Source organism: Streptomyces sp. NBC_01288, assembly GCF_035982055.1.
Taxonomy (GTDB): Bacteria; Actinomycetota; Actinomycetes; order Streptomycetales; family Streptomycetaceae; genus Streptomyces.
The window spans coordinates 6,026,995-6,042,415 of sequence record NZ_CP108427.1 but is presented as its reverse complement, the minus strand read 5'-3'; the positions used below and the strand labels follow the sequence as shown (position 1 = coordinate 6,042,415).

The following is a 15,421-nucleotide window of genomic DNA, read 5'->3' as shown; positions in this document are numbered from 1 at the left end:
TGGGAGGCTGACGATCCGGGCAGGTCAGGGGGGTGCCGTCGCTTGTCTGCGGCTGCGTCGTGGCTGGTCGCGCAGTTCCCCGCGCCCCTAGGGGGTTGCTGCTGAGCTTCTTACATCTGCCAGGAGGTCGTACATCGTCTGGCCTGGGCAATCTGTCTGGAGCCAGTCCCTGTGGCCGGTGATTGTTTCGTTGTCCTTCTTCACGCCGTTGACCGGGTTGGTGTAGGTGATCTTCGCCTGGGGGTCGAGGCCCTTGAAGCGGGTGATGACCTTGATGAGGCGGGTCAGGGAGGCCTTGGCCGCATCGGTCGGAGGCTGGGCCACGAGGTTGCCGATGAGGGCGATACCGAGGTTGCCGGAGTTGAAGCCGGCGGTGTGGAAGGCGGTGACGAGGTTGCCGTTCTTGTCGAAGGCCGGGACGAGGTCGTCGCCGGAGTAGCGGCCCTCGTAGACGGTGCCCGCCTCGTCGATGAGGAAGTGGTAGCCGATGTCGCCCCAGTCGAGGGTGATCGCGTGGTACTCGTAGATCCCGCGGACGGTCGCGGCCGGGTCCGGGTCGGCGTTCGGCGTGTCCGTGTGGTGGACCGTGATCGACTGCAACGGGTAGTACGCCTCGGGCGAGTTGACCTTGCCGTCCTTGTACCGCTTCGACTCGTCGGCGCCCCAGGCCGGGCGCGAGAGGTAGCCGACGCCTCGGACGCGGGTCGCCTCGGACGGTACGTGGAAGGTGTGGTCGGGGCCGCGGGTGCAGTCGATCGCGACCGAGCGCACGTCGGTCGCGCCGGCCGGTGCCTTCACCTCGTAGCGGGTGGCCTCGTCGGCGGCGACCAGGGCGGTACCGCCGCCGTCCACGGTCGCGCAACCGGTGCCGGTCCGCTGCCAGTCGCCGTCCGCGAGGCGGATCCCGGCGCCGTCCCGGTCGCCGGTCCAGCGCAGGCCGACGTAGGACGCGGCGAAGGCGGTGGTGGCCGGGGCGGTGCCGGTCGCGGTGGCGGTGCGGGTGGCCGGGAAGGTCTCCGGCTTGGTGCCGGCGGGGGCCGCGTCGGGGGTGGTGTCGGGGGTGGCACCTGAGTCGGTGGCCGCGAACACGACCGGGGCCAGGGCCGCACCGGCGGCTACGGCTCCCGCGGCTCCGATCGCGCCGCGACGCGAGAGGGAGCGCTTCCTGCGGTGGGACGGTACGGGGGACGACGTGGGGGACGACGGTGTGGGGGTTTCGGACACGGAAGTGACCCTTCCAGCAGTGCACTTGACGTTCGGTGGCGCGCGCCCCGATGGAACGCTTGAAGTATCAAGCGACCCTATCCGCCCCACCCGTCCCACTTGTACGACGATTGGGGTACATCGTGTGGAGATGGCGGGGAGACGGTGTCGGGCGAGGGCTGGCCGAGCCGGGCGCGGGTCGGGCCGGAGGCCGGTCGAGCCTGGCACTCGTCAGGCCGAGGGCCGGTCGAACCTGGCACCCGTCAGGCCGAGGGCCGGTCGAACCGAAGACTCCGGTTGGGCCGAAGCCCCGTCGAGTCGAGCGCGGGTCGGGCCGAAGGCCCGTCGAGCCGGGCGCCGGTCAGGCCGAAGGCCCGTCGAGCCTGGCACCCGTCAGGCCGAAGGCCCGTCGAGCCGGGCACCCGTCAGGCCGAAGGCCCGTCGAACCGAAGACTCCGGTCAGGCCGAAGCCCCGTCGAGCCGGGCGCGGGTCGGGCCGAAGGCCGGTCGAGCCTGGCGCGGGTCGGGCCGAAGGCCCGTCGAGCCGAAGGCACCCGTCAGGCCAAACACCGGTCGACCCTCGTCCGGTCGAACCGAAGACTCCGGTCAGGCCGAAGCCCCGTCGAACCGGGCGCCCGTCAGGCCGAAGGCCCGTCGACCTACGCACTCCGGTCGACCACGGTCGCCCCCGCCGCCGGACCCGTCGCCGTGCGGACCGTTCGGCAGGTGCCGGAGGCCGTCAGTTCCTCCGCGACCTTCGCCGCCGAAGCGGGGTCGCGGACGAGGAACGCCGTCGTCGGGCCCGAGCCGGAGACGAGCGCGGCGAGGGCGCCCGCGGTGCGGCCCGCGGCGAGGGTGTCGGCCAGTTCCGGGAAGAGCGAAAGGGCGGCGGGCTGAAGGTCGTTGGAGACGGCGGCGGCGAGCGCGTCCGGGTCGCCCTTCGCGAGCGCGTCGAGGAGTGGCCGGGAGGCGACCGGCTCGGGGATGTCGGTGCCCTCGCCCAGGCGGTCGAACTCCCGGAAGACAGCGGGGGTGGACAGCCCGCGCTCGGCCATCGCGAACACCCAGTGGAAGGTCCCGCCGGTCTCCAGAACGGTCAGCTTCTCCCCCCGCCCGATGCCGAGCGCCGCCCCGCCCACCAGGCTGAACGGCACATCGCTGCCCAACTCCGCGCAGATGTCCAGCAGTTCGGCCCGCGAGGCACCGGTACCCCACAACGCGTCGCACGCCACCAGCGCGCCCGCACCGTCCGCACTACCGCCCGCCATGCCGCCGGCGACGGGAATGTCCTTGGCGATGTGGATGTGCACGGCGGGGCTGCGGCCGTACCGCTCCGCGAGTGCTACGGCCGCCCGCGCCGCCAAGTTCGTACCGTCCAGGGGCACTTGGGCCGCATCGGGGCCCGCGCAGGTGACCCGGAGTTCGTCGGCCGGGGTCACGGTGACCTCGTCGTGGAGGCCGACCGCGAGAAAGACGTTGGCCAGGTCGTGGAACCCGTCGGCGCGCGCGGCACCCACCGCGAGCTGGACGTTGACCTTGGCGGGGACGCGGACCGTCACGCTCACTGCTGACCCTGCTCCTTCGGGGGTTCGGGGGTCGTCCCCCGGGATGACGCGGCCTCCGCGATGCGCGTGAACTCCTCCACGGTGAGCGACTCGCCCCGCGCCTGCGGGGACACCCCGGCCGCGACCAGTGCCACCTCCGCCGCCGCCGCCGACCCCGCCCAGCCCGCGAGCGCCGCCCGCAGGGTCTTGCGGCGCTGGGCGAAGGCCGCGTCCACCACCGCGAACACCTCGCGCCGTGTGGCCGTCGTCTTCAGCGGCTCGGGGCGACGGGTCAGCGCCACCAGGCCGCTGTCCACGTTCGGGGCGGGCCAGAAGACCGTGCGGCCGATGGAGCCTGCCCGCTTGACCTCGGCGTACCAGTTCGCCTTCACGGACGGGACGCCGTACACCTTCGAACCGGGCGGGGCGGCCAGGCGGTCGGCGACCTCCGCCTGGACCATCACCAGGGTGCGTTCGATGGTCGGGAAGTGTTCCAGCATGTGCAGGAGGACCGGTACGGCCACGTTGTAGGGGAGGTTGGCGACCAGCGCGGTCGGGGGCGGGCCCGGCAACTCCGTCACCTGCATCGCGTCGGAGTGCACCAGCGCGAAGCGGTCGGCCCGGTCCGGCATCCTCGCCGCGATCGTCGCCGGGAGCGCGCTCGCGAGGGTGTCGTCGATCTCCACGGCGGTGACCCTGTCGGCGACCTCCAGGAGCGCCAGCGTGAGTGAGCCCAGCCCGGGGCCTACCTCCACCACCACGTCGTCGGGGCGGACGTCTGCGGTGCGGACGATGCGGCGGACGGTGTTCGCGTCGATCACGAAGTTCTGGCCGCGCTGTTTTGTGGGGCGGACGTTTAGGGCGGCTGCCAGTTCGCGGATTTCGGCGGGGCCCAGTAGGGCGTCGGGGTTGGTGCTCACGTCCCTAGGTTACGGGGCGGGGCCGCTGCGCTGGGCTGGGCCGTCGTTCGTCTGCCGCGCCGTCGTGGCTGGTCGCGCCCACACGGCGGAGCCGCAAATAGATACAGCCCCGCGCCCCTGGGGGATGGGGGCTGCGCCCCCCTATCCCCCATCCCTCAGCCGTGCAGTCTCGTCCCGCAATGCGGCCACGGGCTCGAACCCCGGCGTACGTACAGCCTCTTCGCCCGCAGCGTCTGTTCCTCCGCGCTCGCGTCCTGGGGGCGGCCGCTGCCGCCCAGGCTGTGCCAGGTGTGGGTGTCGAACTGGTAGAGGCCGCCGTAGGTGCCCGAAGGGTCCACCGCGCCGGGGCGGCCGCCCGACTCGCAGGTCGCGAGGCCGTGCCAGTTGAGTTGGTCGGCTCCCTGTACCGAGGTGGGCATGGGCTTCGTGCCGACCTTCACCAGTTGGGGGCGGGGTTCGCGGACCAGCTGGTCATCGATCCGCCGCGGCTTCTCCTTGACGCCGTTGACCGTGCGGAGGGCGTAGGTGACGCGGCGCAGGCCGGGGTAGCCCGCCCGCTCGACGACCTCCGTGCCCTTGAAGAGGGCGGGGTCGTCGGTGCGTTCCACCTTGAAGGGGATCGCCTCCTCGCGGACCTCGCGCGTGCCCGTCACCCGCAGGACCGTGATCGTCTGGCCGTCGCGCGGGAAGCTGGTGGGCGGGACCGAGGTGGTGTCCTCGCCGTGGAGGCCGATGCCGGCCTCCTGGACCGCCTCGCCGACCGTCGCCGCGTTGGTGCGGATCGTGCGGGCGCGGCCGTCGGCCATGATCGTGACGGTGCGTTCGGTGCGGACGTCGAGGGCGAGTCCGGCGCGGCCGATGGGCTGGGAGCGCGAGGTGGAGACGTAGGCGCCCTCGGCCCGTACGCCGAGTTGTTCGAGGGCGCCGTCGACCGTGCGGGCCGTGGTCCACACCTCGCGCCGGTGGCCGTCGATGGTGAGCCGCACGGGGCGGCCGTAGCGCACCGCGACCTCGTCGCCGCTGGCGAGGGGCGCGTCGCGGCCGGGGGCCACCACGTCGTGGGCTCCAACGTCGACGCCCTGCTGGGCGAGGAGTTCGGTGACGTCGTCGGCGAAGGTGTGCAGGGTGCGCGGCTTGCCGTCGACGTTCAGCTCGATCGCCTTGTCCTTGGCGACGAACGCCGTGGTGCCGCCGGCGAGGAACGCGACGACCAGCGCCTGCGGCACCAGCCGGCGCATCGCGGAGCCGGAGTCGGAGCGGTCGGCTCTTCGGCGCCGCCCGTGCCGGGCCGGCGGCTCGCTCTCCGGCGGGACGGTCCCCGCCTGACGCGGGAACACCGGTTCGTACGCCTCGTAGGCGGGGCGGTACGTGTCCTCGTACACCTCGGTGGGCCCGTCGGTGTACGCGTCGGCGCGCACACCGCGGTCGTACGTCTCGTAGGTCTCGTAGTTGCTCACGCCGACACGCTCCAGAAGGCCACGGGGGTCCGGATCGGGCCAACAGAACCTAGCGGAGCGACCGTCACTCTCCAAAGCGGCGCGGCTACCCAGAGTTGTGTTCGATGGAACCTCGAAGCGTCGTGAGGACTCTCAATAGCCGAACGCCCGGGCCGTGTTGGCCGCCAGCGCCGTCGCCAGCTCGTCCTCCTCGATGCCCCGTACAGCGGCCATCGCGCGCACCGTGACCGGAACGAGGTAGGGCGCGTTGGGCCGTCCGCGGTACGGGGCCGGGGTGAGGAAGGGCGCGTCGGTCTCCACCAGGACCAGCTCCAGCGGGGCCACGGCGAGCGCGTCCCGCAGGTTCTGGGCGTTCTTGAAGGTGACGGTGCCGGCGAAGGACATGAAGTACCCGGCGCGGGCGCAGAGTTCGGCCATGTCGGCGTCGCCGGAGTAGCAGTGGAAGACCGTGCGCTCGGGGGCGCCCTCCTCCTTGAGGACGCGGAGGACGTCGGCGTGGGCGTCGCGGTCGTGGATGACCAGGGCCTTGCCGTGCCGCTTGGCGATCTCGATGTGGGCGCGGAAGGACTTCTCCTGGGCCGCCTTGCCCTCGGGGCCGGTGCGGAAGTAGTCGAGGCCGGTCTCGCCGACGCCCTTGACCTGCGGGAGTCCGGCGAGGCGGTCGATCTCCGCGAGGGCTTCCTCCAGGGCCGCCTCACCACCGGGCACACGCGCGCCCTGCCGGGACCATCCTCCCCCAGCCCCAGGGGGCTGGGAGGTGCCCCCAGGGTCTCCGTGGACGATGCGCGGGGCTTCGTTCGGGTGCAGGGCGACCGTCGCGTGGACGGCGTCGTACCGGGCGGCCGTCTCGGCGGCCCAGCGGGAGCCCTTCAGGTCGCAGCCGACCTGGACGAGCGTCGTGACGCCGACCGACGCGGCCTTGGCGAGCGCCTCGTCCACCGTGCCGGACTGCATGTCGAGGTGGGTGTGGGAGTCGGCGACGGCCACCCGGAGGGGTTCCGGGAGCGGCGGCGCCGCGTTCTTCTCACGGCCGCTGCTGCTACCGCTACCGCTGTCGCTGGAGGAAGGCATGCCCCGATCCTACGAAAGGGGCATGCCCGCCCGGTCGTCGGAGCGGGTCAGCTCGCCTTGCGGTGGAACGGGTGGAGGAGGTCGGAGAGGTGCCAGTGGTGGTCCTCGCGCTCCGGCAGCGGGGTCACGGCGGCGTCGTCGCCGTCTTCCGTAGCCGCTGCCGCCGTGCGGGGCCGGGGCGCCTGGTACTGCCGCTGCGCGGCCTCCCGTACCGACGACACCTGGCCCGCGCGCATGATGCGCACGACATGCCCGTCGCAGTTGAGGCAGGCGGGCCGGCTGAGCGGTGACGGCACGACCTGACCCTCCGCCACGTACATCACGAACTGGTGGCCGTCGGTGTCGACGTGGTGCTCTATCTCGTACGACTGCTCCCAGCCGTGCCCGCACCGCATGCAGGCGAAGGAGTACGACTCGTTGACCACGGCCGTGGCAGCGCCACGAGCGCCGGTCTGCCCTGCGATCTCACTCATGCCAGCTCCTGCTTGCTTTCCGCTGGACAAGCGCCTCGGCTGGGTGATTCCCCCCGGAATCCCGTTGGAGGCGAGGGACGGGTGCGTCCCTTCATCCAGTGGACGCCTCCGGCAGGGCGAACGCATCAGTCCTGTCGACTGTTGGAGGCGATTTGGACTTTCCTTGTCGAATCGCCCCGTCAAGGGGGTCCGGGCTTTGCATTTCGTGACCGCGCTTTGCCCCGCCATGGGGCGCGCGCTCATAGGAACAGCTCCCCGCTCAGAGGAACCTTTCCCGCAGGTCAGAGGTGTTTTTGCGCAGGCTCAGAGGGGTTTTTGCGCAGACTTCGCCGCCACCACGGCATCGAACACCTCGCGCTTGGGAACGCCTGCCTCGACGGCCACGGCCGCGATCGCCTCTTTACGCCGCTCCCCCGCCTCCTCACGCACCCGCACCCGCCGTACCAGCTCGTCGGCACCGAGTTCCTCGGCCTTCTCCGGGGCGCCCTCGACGACGACGGTGATCTCCCCTCTGACCCCCTCCGCCGCCCACTCGGCCAGTTCGCCGACCGGGCCGCGCTTGATCTCCTCGTACGTCTTCGTCAGCTCCCGGCAGACGGCGGCCCGCCGCTCGGCGCCGAACACCTCGGCCATCGCGGCGAGGGTGTCGTCGAGCCGGTGCGGCGCCTCGAAGTAGACGAGGGTCCGCCGCTCACCGGCGACCTCCCGCAGCCGGGACAACCGCTCGCCGGCCTTCCGCGGCAGGAACCCCTCGAAGCAGAACCGGTCCACCGGCAGCCCCGACAGCGCGAGCGCGGTGAGCACGGCGGACGGTCCCGGTACGGCGGTGACCTTGATGTCCTTCTCCACGGCGGCGGCGACCAGCCGGTACCCGGGGTCGGACACGGACGGCATCCCGGCGTCGGTCACCAGCAGCACGCGCGACCCGCCGAGCAGCGCCTCCACCAACTCCGGTGTCCGCGCCGCCTCGTTGCCCTCGAAGTACGACACGACCCGCCCCTTGGGCTGCACCCCCAGCGCCTGGGTGAGCCGCCGGAGCCGTCGCGTGTCCTCGGCGGCGACCACGTCGGCACCCGCCAACTCCTCGGCGAGGCGCGGCGGGGCGTCCGCGATGTCGCCGATGGGGGTGCCGGCAAGGACCAGAGTTCCGGGAGCAACTGTCACGTTTCCATCCTCTCAGGGGAGAGAGGCGGGACTCACACAGACCTGTTCCCTACGATGGCGCGGTGACCAGTACCGCGTCCTCCACGGACACCCGGCAAGGGCAGGCCCCGCAAGACCAGCGGCCGTCGTGGCAGCAGCGGCTGCGCCGATTCGGCTACACGGCGGGGCCCAGAAGCGACGTACGCGACCGGCTGGTGCCGCCGTACGCGGAGCCCAGCCCGCGGTTGTGGGCGGCGCTCGGCTTCTCGCCGACGCTCGTCGACCGCATCAACCGCTGGTCGGGCTGGGGCGGTCCGCTGCTGGTCACGCTCATGGCGGGCGTGATGCGCTTCTACCACCTGGGCAGCCCGAAGGCGGTGATATTCGACGAGACGTACTACGCGAAGGACGCGTGGGCGCTGGTCCACCGCGGCTTCGAGGTCAACTGGGACAAGAACGCCAACGACCTGATCCTCCAGCACAACGGTCACATCCCCATCCCGACCGACGCCGCCTACGTCGTGCACCCGCCGGTCGGCAAGTACGTCATCGGCATCGGCGAGCTGATCTTCGGCTTCAACCCCTTCGGCTGGCGCTTCATGACGGCGCTGCTCGGCACGCTCGCCATCCTGATGCTGTGCCGCATCGGCCGCCGCCTGTTCCGCTCCACGTTCCTGGGCTGCGTCGCGGGCGTCATGATGTCGCTCGACGGCCTGGCCTTCGTGATGGCCCGCACCTCGCTGCTCGACGGCGTCCTGATGTTCTTCGTCGTCGCGGCCTTCGGCTGCCTGCTCCTGGACCGAGACAGGGCCCGGGCGAAACTCGCGGCAGCGCTACCGGTCGACGCCGACGGCCGCGTCCGCCCCGACGCGCACATCGCCGACACCCTCTCCCTCGGCTGGCGCCCCTGGCGCTGGATGGCCGGCCTGACCCTCGGCCTCGCGATGGCCACCAAGTGGAACGGCATGTTCTACGCCGCCGCCTTCGTGGTGATGGCCGTGCTCTGGGACGTCGGCTCCCGCAAGGTCGCGGGCGCGGGCAAGCCGTACGCCGCGGTCCTCAAGCACGACGTGGGCCTCGCCTTCATCTCCACCGCCCCGGTCGCGATCTCGGTCTACGTCCTGTCCTGGCTCGGCTGGATCCTCTCCCCGGCCAACGGCACCGGCGGCTACTTCCGCAACTGGGCCGCGACCGCCGGCAAGGGCGGCTTCTGGAGCCAGTACATGCCGGACTGGGCTCGCAGCCTGTGGCACTACGAGCACGAGGTCTACGAGTTCAACGTCGGCCTGCACTCCCCGCACACGTACATGTCCAACCCCTGGAGCTGGCTGGTCGACGGCCGCCCGGTCTCGTACTTCTACGAGTCCCCGTCCCCCGGCGCGGACGGCTGCCCGGCGAGCGCTGGCGAGAAGTGCGCCCGCGAGGTCCTGGCCATCGGCACCCCGCTCCTCTGGTGGGCGGCCTGCTTCGCGCTCCTGTACGTCCTGTGGCGCTGGGCGTTCCGCCGCGACTGGCGAGCGGGCGCGATCGCCTGCGGCGTAGCGGCCGGCTACCTCCCCTGGTTCATGTACCAGGACCGCACGATCTTCTTCTTCTACTCCATCGTCTTCCTCCCGTTCCTCTGCCTCGCGGTCGCCATGCTGATCGGCGCGGTCATCGGCCCACCGGGCTCCAGCGACACCCGCCGGGTCGCGGGCGCGGTGGGCGCGGGCGTACTGGTCCTGCTGGTCACGTGGAACTTCATTTATTTCTGGCCGCTGTACACGGGGACGGCGATCCCGATCGACCAGTGGCGGTCGCGGATGTGGTTGGACACCTGGGTGTAGGGCCCGTCCGTCAGCCCCGCTGGACGGTGTTCGCGCCGGGCCCGTAGACCGTGTCGTCGCCGTTGCCGCTCCCGCCCGCGCCCACGGTGAGGGTGTCGTCGCCGTTCCCGCCGTGGACGCGCCGGGCCTCGCGTCCGGTGGCGGTCCAGGTGTCGTCGCCGGAGCCGAGGTAGATCTCGTTGTAGCCGAGGGGGTTGCCGGAGGTGCGGTTGTGGATGACGGCGGTGTCGTCGCCGTCGCCGAGCCGCAGCGAGAGCGTGACGAGCGGGTCCGTCTCCATGTCGTTGATCCGGACCGTGCGGTAGACCCTGGTGCGGTCCTTGACCCTGGGGTGGCGGCAGCCGGTCCCCGCCTCGATCGGGACCACGTCGTCGATGGCGTAGTGATAGGTGGTCCGGTCGGCCTCCGACGTCTCGGTGACGATCACGTCGTTGGCCTGACCCGGGGCCGCCGCGTAGACGAGCTCGTAGCCGGAGACCGCGATGGCCGGCGGCCCCTTGTACGGCTCGGGCCCCGAGGTCACCGCGATCCGCACCGCGACCCCCAGAGCCAGCACCAACGCCGGCACAGCCCCAACCCCCACCCCGGGTTGCCCGGTATCCCCCACCGTTCGCCGTACGTTCACATACGTGGCCCACCCGGCGGCGCAATTCAGTCAGCTGATCTCTGTTAGGACAACAAAAGGCAACACCCCTCACAGCTTTCCCCCACGCCACCTACAGTTCGAAGGACTGATAACGGGGAGGGACAGGGGCATGCGCAAGGGGGTAAAGGCCACCGTCATCGGCAGTGTGTTCGCCGTGATGGTGGGCGGGGCGGGGTACGGGGCGTTCAACGTCGTGTCCGCGTTGGGGGGTTCGGACGGGGTCGACGGGATCGGTGGGGCCTCGGCGAAGAAGACCGGGCCGCCCAGCGGCAGTGAGGTCGAGGAGACGACGAAGAAGTTCTTCGCGGCCTGGGAGAGCGGGAGTTCGGTGACCGCCGCGTCGTACACGAACAACGACGCCGCCGCCGACCTCGTCCTGGAGTCGTACAGCGGGGCCGGTCACATCACCAAGGTGAAGATCACGCCCGGTACGGCGACCGGGGCCACCGTGCCGTACACGGTGAAGGCGACGGTGTCGTACAAGGGCATCTCCAAGCCGCTCAGTTACAAGAGTCAGCTGACCGTCGTACGCGGGAAGACGACCGGGCGGGCCCTCGTCGACTGGCAACCGACCGTCGTGCACCCGGAGTTGAAGACCGGCGACACGTTCGTCACCGGGGAGTCCGCGAGTCCGGCGATCGAGGCCGTGGACCGGGACGGGGTCGTGGTGACGAAGGAGAAGTACCCCTCCCTCGGGCCGATCCTGGACGAGTTGCGCGCCAAGTACGGTGACAAGGCGGGCGGTTCGCCGGGTATCGAGCTGGCGATCAAGCACGACGTCGCGGACTCGGCCGACACCACGCTGGTGACCCTGGAGAAGGGCAAGGCCGGCAAGGTGCGCACGACGCTCCGGGCCAGCGCGCAGGCCGCCGCCGAGAAGGCCGTGACGAAGTACTCGGAGTCGTCGATCGTGGCCCTGCAACCGAGCACCGGGCAGGTGCTGGCGATCGCCAACAACCGCGACGACGGCTTCAACGCCGCGTTCCTGGGGAAGTTGGCGCCCGGCTCGACGATGAAGATCATCAGTGCCGCCACGTTCATCGACAACGACATCACGACGATGAACGGCCCGGCGCCCTGCACGCCCGACGCGGTGTGGCAGAGCCAGACCTTCCACAACCTGACCGGTCTCAAGCCGGACTTGAACGCCACGCTCGCCGACAGCTTCGCCCGTTCCTGCAACACGGCGTTCGTGAAGTTCGCCGACTCGGTCAAGGTGGACTCGCTGACCAAGGAGGCCGAGGACCGGTTCGGGCTCGGCCGGGACAACTGGAAGACCGGCATCCCGTCCTTCGACGGCTCGGTCCCCGCGTCCGGCGGCCCGGACACCGCGGCCAACCTGATCGGCCAGGGCCAGGTGCAGATGAGCCCGCTGAACATGGCGTCGGTGACGGCGACCGCGAAGACGGGCACGTTCCGCCAGCCGGTGCTCGTCGCGCAGAGCCTCGACGACCGCCAACTGGCCACCGCCCAGGGCCTGTCGGCGAGTACGTCGGCCCAACTGCGGGCGATGATGAACCGCACCGCGACCAGCGGCACCGCGGCCGGCATCATGGCCGGGCTCGGCGGCAGCATCGGCGCGAAGACGGGTTCCGCCGAGGTGGACGGCCAGTCCAAGTCCAACAGTTGGTTCACCGGCTACCGCGACGACATCGCGGCGGCGGCCATGACCCAGGACGGCGGCCACGGCATCGACGCGGCCGGCCCGATCGTCCGGGCGGTACTGGCGGCAGGTGGCTGATCTCACTCCGCGGGGAAAGTGAACTCACCCGCACAGGACGGGACTCTAGGCTGTGCCCCGTCGTTGGGGTGTGTGAGGGCTGAGGGCCAGAACGACGGCGGCCCAAAGGGATTCGCGGAGGATCGGGAACTGTGGGCACGAGGGGCAAGAAGAAGGTCGTCGCCGAGAAGCGCAAGGCGAGACCCGCCGTGGTCGGCGGGGTGATCGCCGTGGCCGTCGTCGGCGCGGGCGTCGGCGCCTACGCGCTGTACGACGGCGGGGCCTCGGCCGAGGCGGGCACGTCGAACACCGCCGACCACAAGGCGATCAAGACGGGTCCGCTGTCGGCGACCGAGGTGCAGACGACCGCGAAGCGGTACCTGGCCGACTGGCAGCAGGGCAAGGTCGCCCAGGCCGCCGCGACGACGGACAGGTCGACGGCCGCCGCCGCCCTGCTCACCGGCTACACGAAGAACGCCCACATGAAGGGCATCACCGTCACCGAGGGCGCCCGCACCGGCACCAAGGTCCCCTTCTCCGTCAAGTGCACGGTGTCGTACAAGGGCATCAACAAGCCCATGACGTACGCCACTTCGCTCACCGTCGTGCGCAGCGCGAAGGACGGCAAGCCGTACGTCCAGTGGCACGCCTCCGTCGTCCACCCGGACCTCGCGGACGGCGACACCCTGGTGACGGGCGAGTCCGGCACCCCGCCGGTCAAGGCCTACGACCGTGACGGCGGCGAGCTGACGGTGGCCAAGTACCCGTCGCTGGGGCCGGTGTTGGACGGGCTGCGGGAGAAGTTCGGCAAGAAGGCCGGCGGCAAGGCGGGCATCGAACTCCAGGTGATCCGGGGCAAGAAGTCCAAGCAGTCCGACAAGACACTCGTCGAGCTGAGCAAGGGCACGCCCGGCAAGGTGAAGACGACGCTCAGCCCGACCCTCCAGGCGGCGGCCGAGACACAGGTCACCAAGCAGAAGAACTCCTCGGTCGTGATGATGCGCCCGTCGACCGGCGAGATCCTGGCCGTCGCGAACGCCTCGCACGGCTTCAACGTGGCCTTCCAGGGCTCCCTCGCCCCCGGTTCCACGATGAAGGTCGTGACGTCGACGATGCTCTTCGAGAAGAACCTGATCACCCCGGACGCGTCGCACCCCTGCCCCAAGACGTACAAGCTGGCGGGCTGGACCTTCCACAACGACGACGACTCGGAGATCAAGAAGGGCACGTTCAAGATGGCCTTCGGGGCCTCCTGCAACAACGCCTTCATCAACTTCGCGCCCAAGCTGTCCAACAGCGACCTGACGACGGAGGCCCAGCAGGTCTACGGCCTCGGCATGAACAACTGGGCCATCGGCGTCCCCACCTTCGACGGCTCGGTCCCGGTGCAGAGCGGCGCGCAGATGGGCGCCTCGCTGATCGGCCAGGGCGGGGTCCGCATGAACCCGCTGAACATGGCGTCGGTCGCCGCCACGGTCGACACGGGCACCTTCCACCAGCCGTACCTGGTCTCCCCGACGGTCGACAACCGCACGATCGCGAAGGCCTCGCGCACGATGTCGTCGACGACGCAGTCGGAGCTGAAGGAGGTCATGAAGTACACGGCGGACTACGGCACGGCGGCCGAGGCGATGTCCGGGCTCGGTCCGGACTACGGCGCGAAGACCGGCTCGGCGGAGGTCGACGGCCAGAAGAAGCCCAACGGCTGGTTCACCGCGTACAAGGGCGACCTCGTCGCCGCGGGTGTCGTCCAGGCGGGCGGCCACGGCGGCGACACGGCGGGCCCGATCGTGGCGGCCCTGCTCAAGCTGGGCAGCAGCCTCGGCGGCTGAACCTCCGTGCTCGTATGGGGAGTTCAGGTCCCGACGGGCGTGGTGGCCGCCGTATAGGTCCGCCGCAGGAACCGCATGATCGTCTTCGTCTCGAACTGGACGACGGAGACGCCCTGTTCGGAGTGGAACTCGACCACGGCCTGGACCCGCCCGCACGGCCACACCCGCACCTCGCCGCTGCCGGCCGGGGCACGCAGCCCCTGCTCCAGCAGCGCCCGGTCGAAGGTCCATTCATGCGGTCCGGGCAGGCCGATACGGACGGCTCGGGGATCGGATTCGGGGTCGTACCGCAGGACGACCGGCACCGCGTCACGGTCCAGCCGGTCCACGTCCTCGTCGGTGACGATATGGGCTCGCGCGTACTGTTCGACTACGGACATCGGGCGGCCCCTTACGCTGAGTGACCTGTGTGAAAGCTATGCATCCGCTTCCACTACCCAAATGTCGCACATTTTCTCGGGAGCGCCCCTCGGGGCGATAGATCTCACATATCGGCAAGAGACTTCCTCGCTCTTGCAAAGGACTCGCAACAAGCATCTAAAATCATCTCGTGCATGTGCCTGACGGATTCATAGACGCCCCCGTATCCGCCGCGACCGGCGTGGTCGCCGCGGCCGCCATCGCCGTGAGCCTGCGCGGAGCCCGCCGCGAACTCGACGAACGGACGGCGCCGCTCGCGGGCCTGGTCGCCGCGTTCATCTTCGCCGTGCAGATGCTCAACTTCCCGGTCGCGGCCGGCACCAGCGGCCACCTCCTGGGCGGCGCCCTGGCCGCGATCCTGGTCGGCCCCTACACCGGCGTCCTCTGCGTCTCGGTCGTCCTCCTCATGCAGGGCATCCTGTTCGCGGACGGCGGCCTGACCGCGCTCGGCGTGAACATCACCGACATGGCGATCACGACGACGGTCGTGGCCTACGCCGTCTTCCGCGGCCTGGTGAAGGTGCTGCCCCGCACCCGCCGCTCGATCACCGTCGCGTCCTTCACCGCGGCCCTGCTCTCGGTCCCGGCCGCCGCCCTCGTCTTCACGCTCCTCTACTCGCTCGGCGGCACCACCGACGTCTCCCTCGGCAAGGTCGCCACCGCGATGATCGGCGTCCACGTCCTCATCGGCGTCGGCGAGGCCGCGATCACCGCGCTGACGGTGGGCGCCGTGATCGCCGTACGCCCGGATCTGGTCCACGGCGCACGCGGCCTGGAGCAGCGCCTCAAGCTGCGCGTGAACGGTGAACTCGTGGACGCGCCAACGCAGTTGGAGCCGGTCGCCGCTGAGGGTGTTTCGCGCCGCAAACTGTGGATCACCGGCCTGCTGGCCTCCCTCCTCCTCGCCGGTTTCGTGAGCTTCTACGCCTCCTCGAACCCCGACGGCCTGGAGAAGGTGGCCGCCGACCAGGGCATCGACCAGAAGGCGAAGGAGCACACCTCGGCGGACTCCCCGCTGGCCGACTACGGCGTGCGCGACGTCGACGACGCCCGGCTCTCCGGCGGCCTCGCGGGCGTGATCGGCGTGGGCGTCACGGTCGTGGCGGGCACGGGCGTCTTCTGGGCGGTCCGCAAGCGTCGCAGCACCACCTCGCAGGCGGCCTGAG

General features: G+C 70.8%; 13 protein-coding genes. 4 read left to right on the top strand and 9 right to left on the bottom strand.

The features are described from left to right. Positions 1–87: 87 nt before the first annotated feature. From OG194_RS27285 to rsmI, 7 genes are all read right to left on the bottom strand, one after another. The gene (locus OG194_RS27285) at positions 88–1,137 is read right to left on the bottom strand and encodes a peptidoglycan recognition family protein (protein ID WP_327407220.1); all 1,050 of its coding nucleotides are present in this window, start codon (positions 1,135–1,137) and stop codon (positions 88–90) included. A gap of 725 nt (positions 1,138–1,862) precedes the next feature. Further along, positions 1,863–2,768, bottom strand: a complete 906-nt coding sequence (locus OG194_RS27280) for a 4-(cytidine 5'-diphospho)-2-C-methyl-D-erythritol kinase (protein ID WP_327403432.1) — start codon at positions 2,766–2,768, stop codon at positions 1,863–1,865. After that, positions 2,765–3,667, bottom strand: a complete 903-nt coding sequence (gene rsmA / locus OG194_RS27275; protein WP_327403431.1) for a 16S rRNA (adenine(1518)-N(6)/adenine(1519)-N(6))-dimethyltransferase RsmA — start codon at positions 3,665–3,667, stop codon at positions 2,765–2,767. Before rsmA ends, OG194_RS27280 begins: the two co-directional genes overlap by 4 nt. Positions 3,668–3,822: 155 nt before the next feature. After that, positions 3,823–5,124 (bottom strand): ubiquitin-like domain-containing protein, encoded by a 1,302-nt coding sequence (locus OG194_RS27270; RefSeq protein WP_327403430.1) that lies wholly within the window; start codon positions 5,122–5,124, stop codon positions 3,823–3,825. A 132-nt stretch (positions 5,125–5,256) separates the two neighbouring features. Beyond that, complete coding sequence (locus tag OG194_RS27265; protein WP_327403429.1) at positions 5,257–6,195, bottom strand: TatD family hydrolase; 939 nt, start codon at positions 6,193–6,195, stop codon at positions 5,257–5,259. Between the two features lie 47 nt (positions 6,196–6,242). Further along, positions 6,243–6,668, bottom strand: coding sequence for a hypothetical protein (locus OG194_RS27260; protein WP_327403428.1), 426 nt, complete (start codon positions 6,666–6,668; stop codon positions 6,243–6,245). Positions 6,669–6,971: 303 nt separating this feature from the next. Next, positions 6,972–7,832 carry a 16S rRNA (cytidine(1402)-2'-O)-methyltransferase gene (rsmI, locus tag OG194_RS27255; RefSeq protein WP_327403427.1) on the bottom strand — a complete coding sequence of 287 codons (861 nt, stop codon included), beginning with the start codon at positions 7,830–7,832 and terminating at the stop codon, positions 6,972–6,974. A gap of 62 nt (positions 7,833–7,894) precedes the next feature. Here rsmI and OG194_RS27250 point away from each other — a divergent pair, with 62 nt between their 5' ends. Then, positions 7,895–9,637, top strand: coding sequence for a dolichyl-phosphate-mannose--protein mannosyltransferase (locus OG194_RS27250; protein WP_327403426.1), 1,743 nt, complete (start codon positions 7,895–7,897; stop codon positions 9,635–9,637). A 10-nt stretch (positions 9,638–9,647) separates the two neighbouring features. Here OG194_RS27250 and OG194_RS27245 read toward each other — a convergent pair whose 3' ends face one another. Continuing rightward, positions 9,648–10,205: a hypothetical protein gene (locus OG194_RS27245; protein ID WP_327403425.1), complete on the bottom strand. Its 558-nt coding sequence runs from the start codon at positions 10,203–10,205 to the stop codon at positions 9,648–9,650. A gap of 187 nt (positions 10,206–10,392) precedes the next feature. Here OG194_RS27245 and OG194_RS27240 point away from each other — a divergent pair, with 187 nt between their 5' ends. Beyond that, the gene (locus OG194_RS27240; RefSeq protein ID WP_327403424.1) at positions 10,393–12,024 is read left to right on the top strand and encodes a penicillin-binding transpeptidase domain-containing protein; all 1,632 of its coding nucleotides are present in this window, start codon (positions 10,393–10,395) and stop codon (positions 12,022–12,024) included. Positions 12,025–12,155: 131 nt separating this feature from the next. Next, positions 12,156–13,835 carry a penicillin-binding transpeptidase domain-containing protein gene (locus tag OG194_RS27235; RefSeq protein ID WP_327403423.1) on the top strand — a complete coding sequence of 560 codons (1,680 nt, stop codon included), beginning with the start codon at positions 12,156–12,158 and terminating at the stop codon, positions 13,833–13,835. A 23-nt stretch (positions 13,836–13,858) separates the two neighbouring features. Here the strand turns inward: OG194_RS27235 and OG194_RS27230 are convergent, their stop codons facing one another. Then, entirely contained in the window at positions 13,859–14,215 is a 357-nt protein-coding gene (locus OG194_RS27230; RefSeq protein WP_327403422.1) for an SsgA family sporulation/cell division regulator, read from the bottom strand. Between the two features lie 170 nt (positions 14,216–14,385). Between OG194_RS27230 and OG194_RS27225 the strand changes: the two genes are divergently transcribed. Beyond that, complete coding sequence (locus OG194_RS27225) at positions 14,386–15,420, top strand: energy-coupling factor ABC transporter permease (protein WP_327403421.1); 1,035 nt, start codon at positions 14,386–14,388, stop codon at positions 15,418–15,420. The last annotated feature ends 1 nt before the right edge of the window (position 15,421 follow it).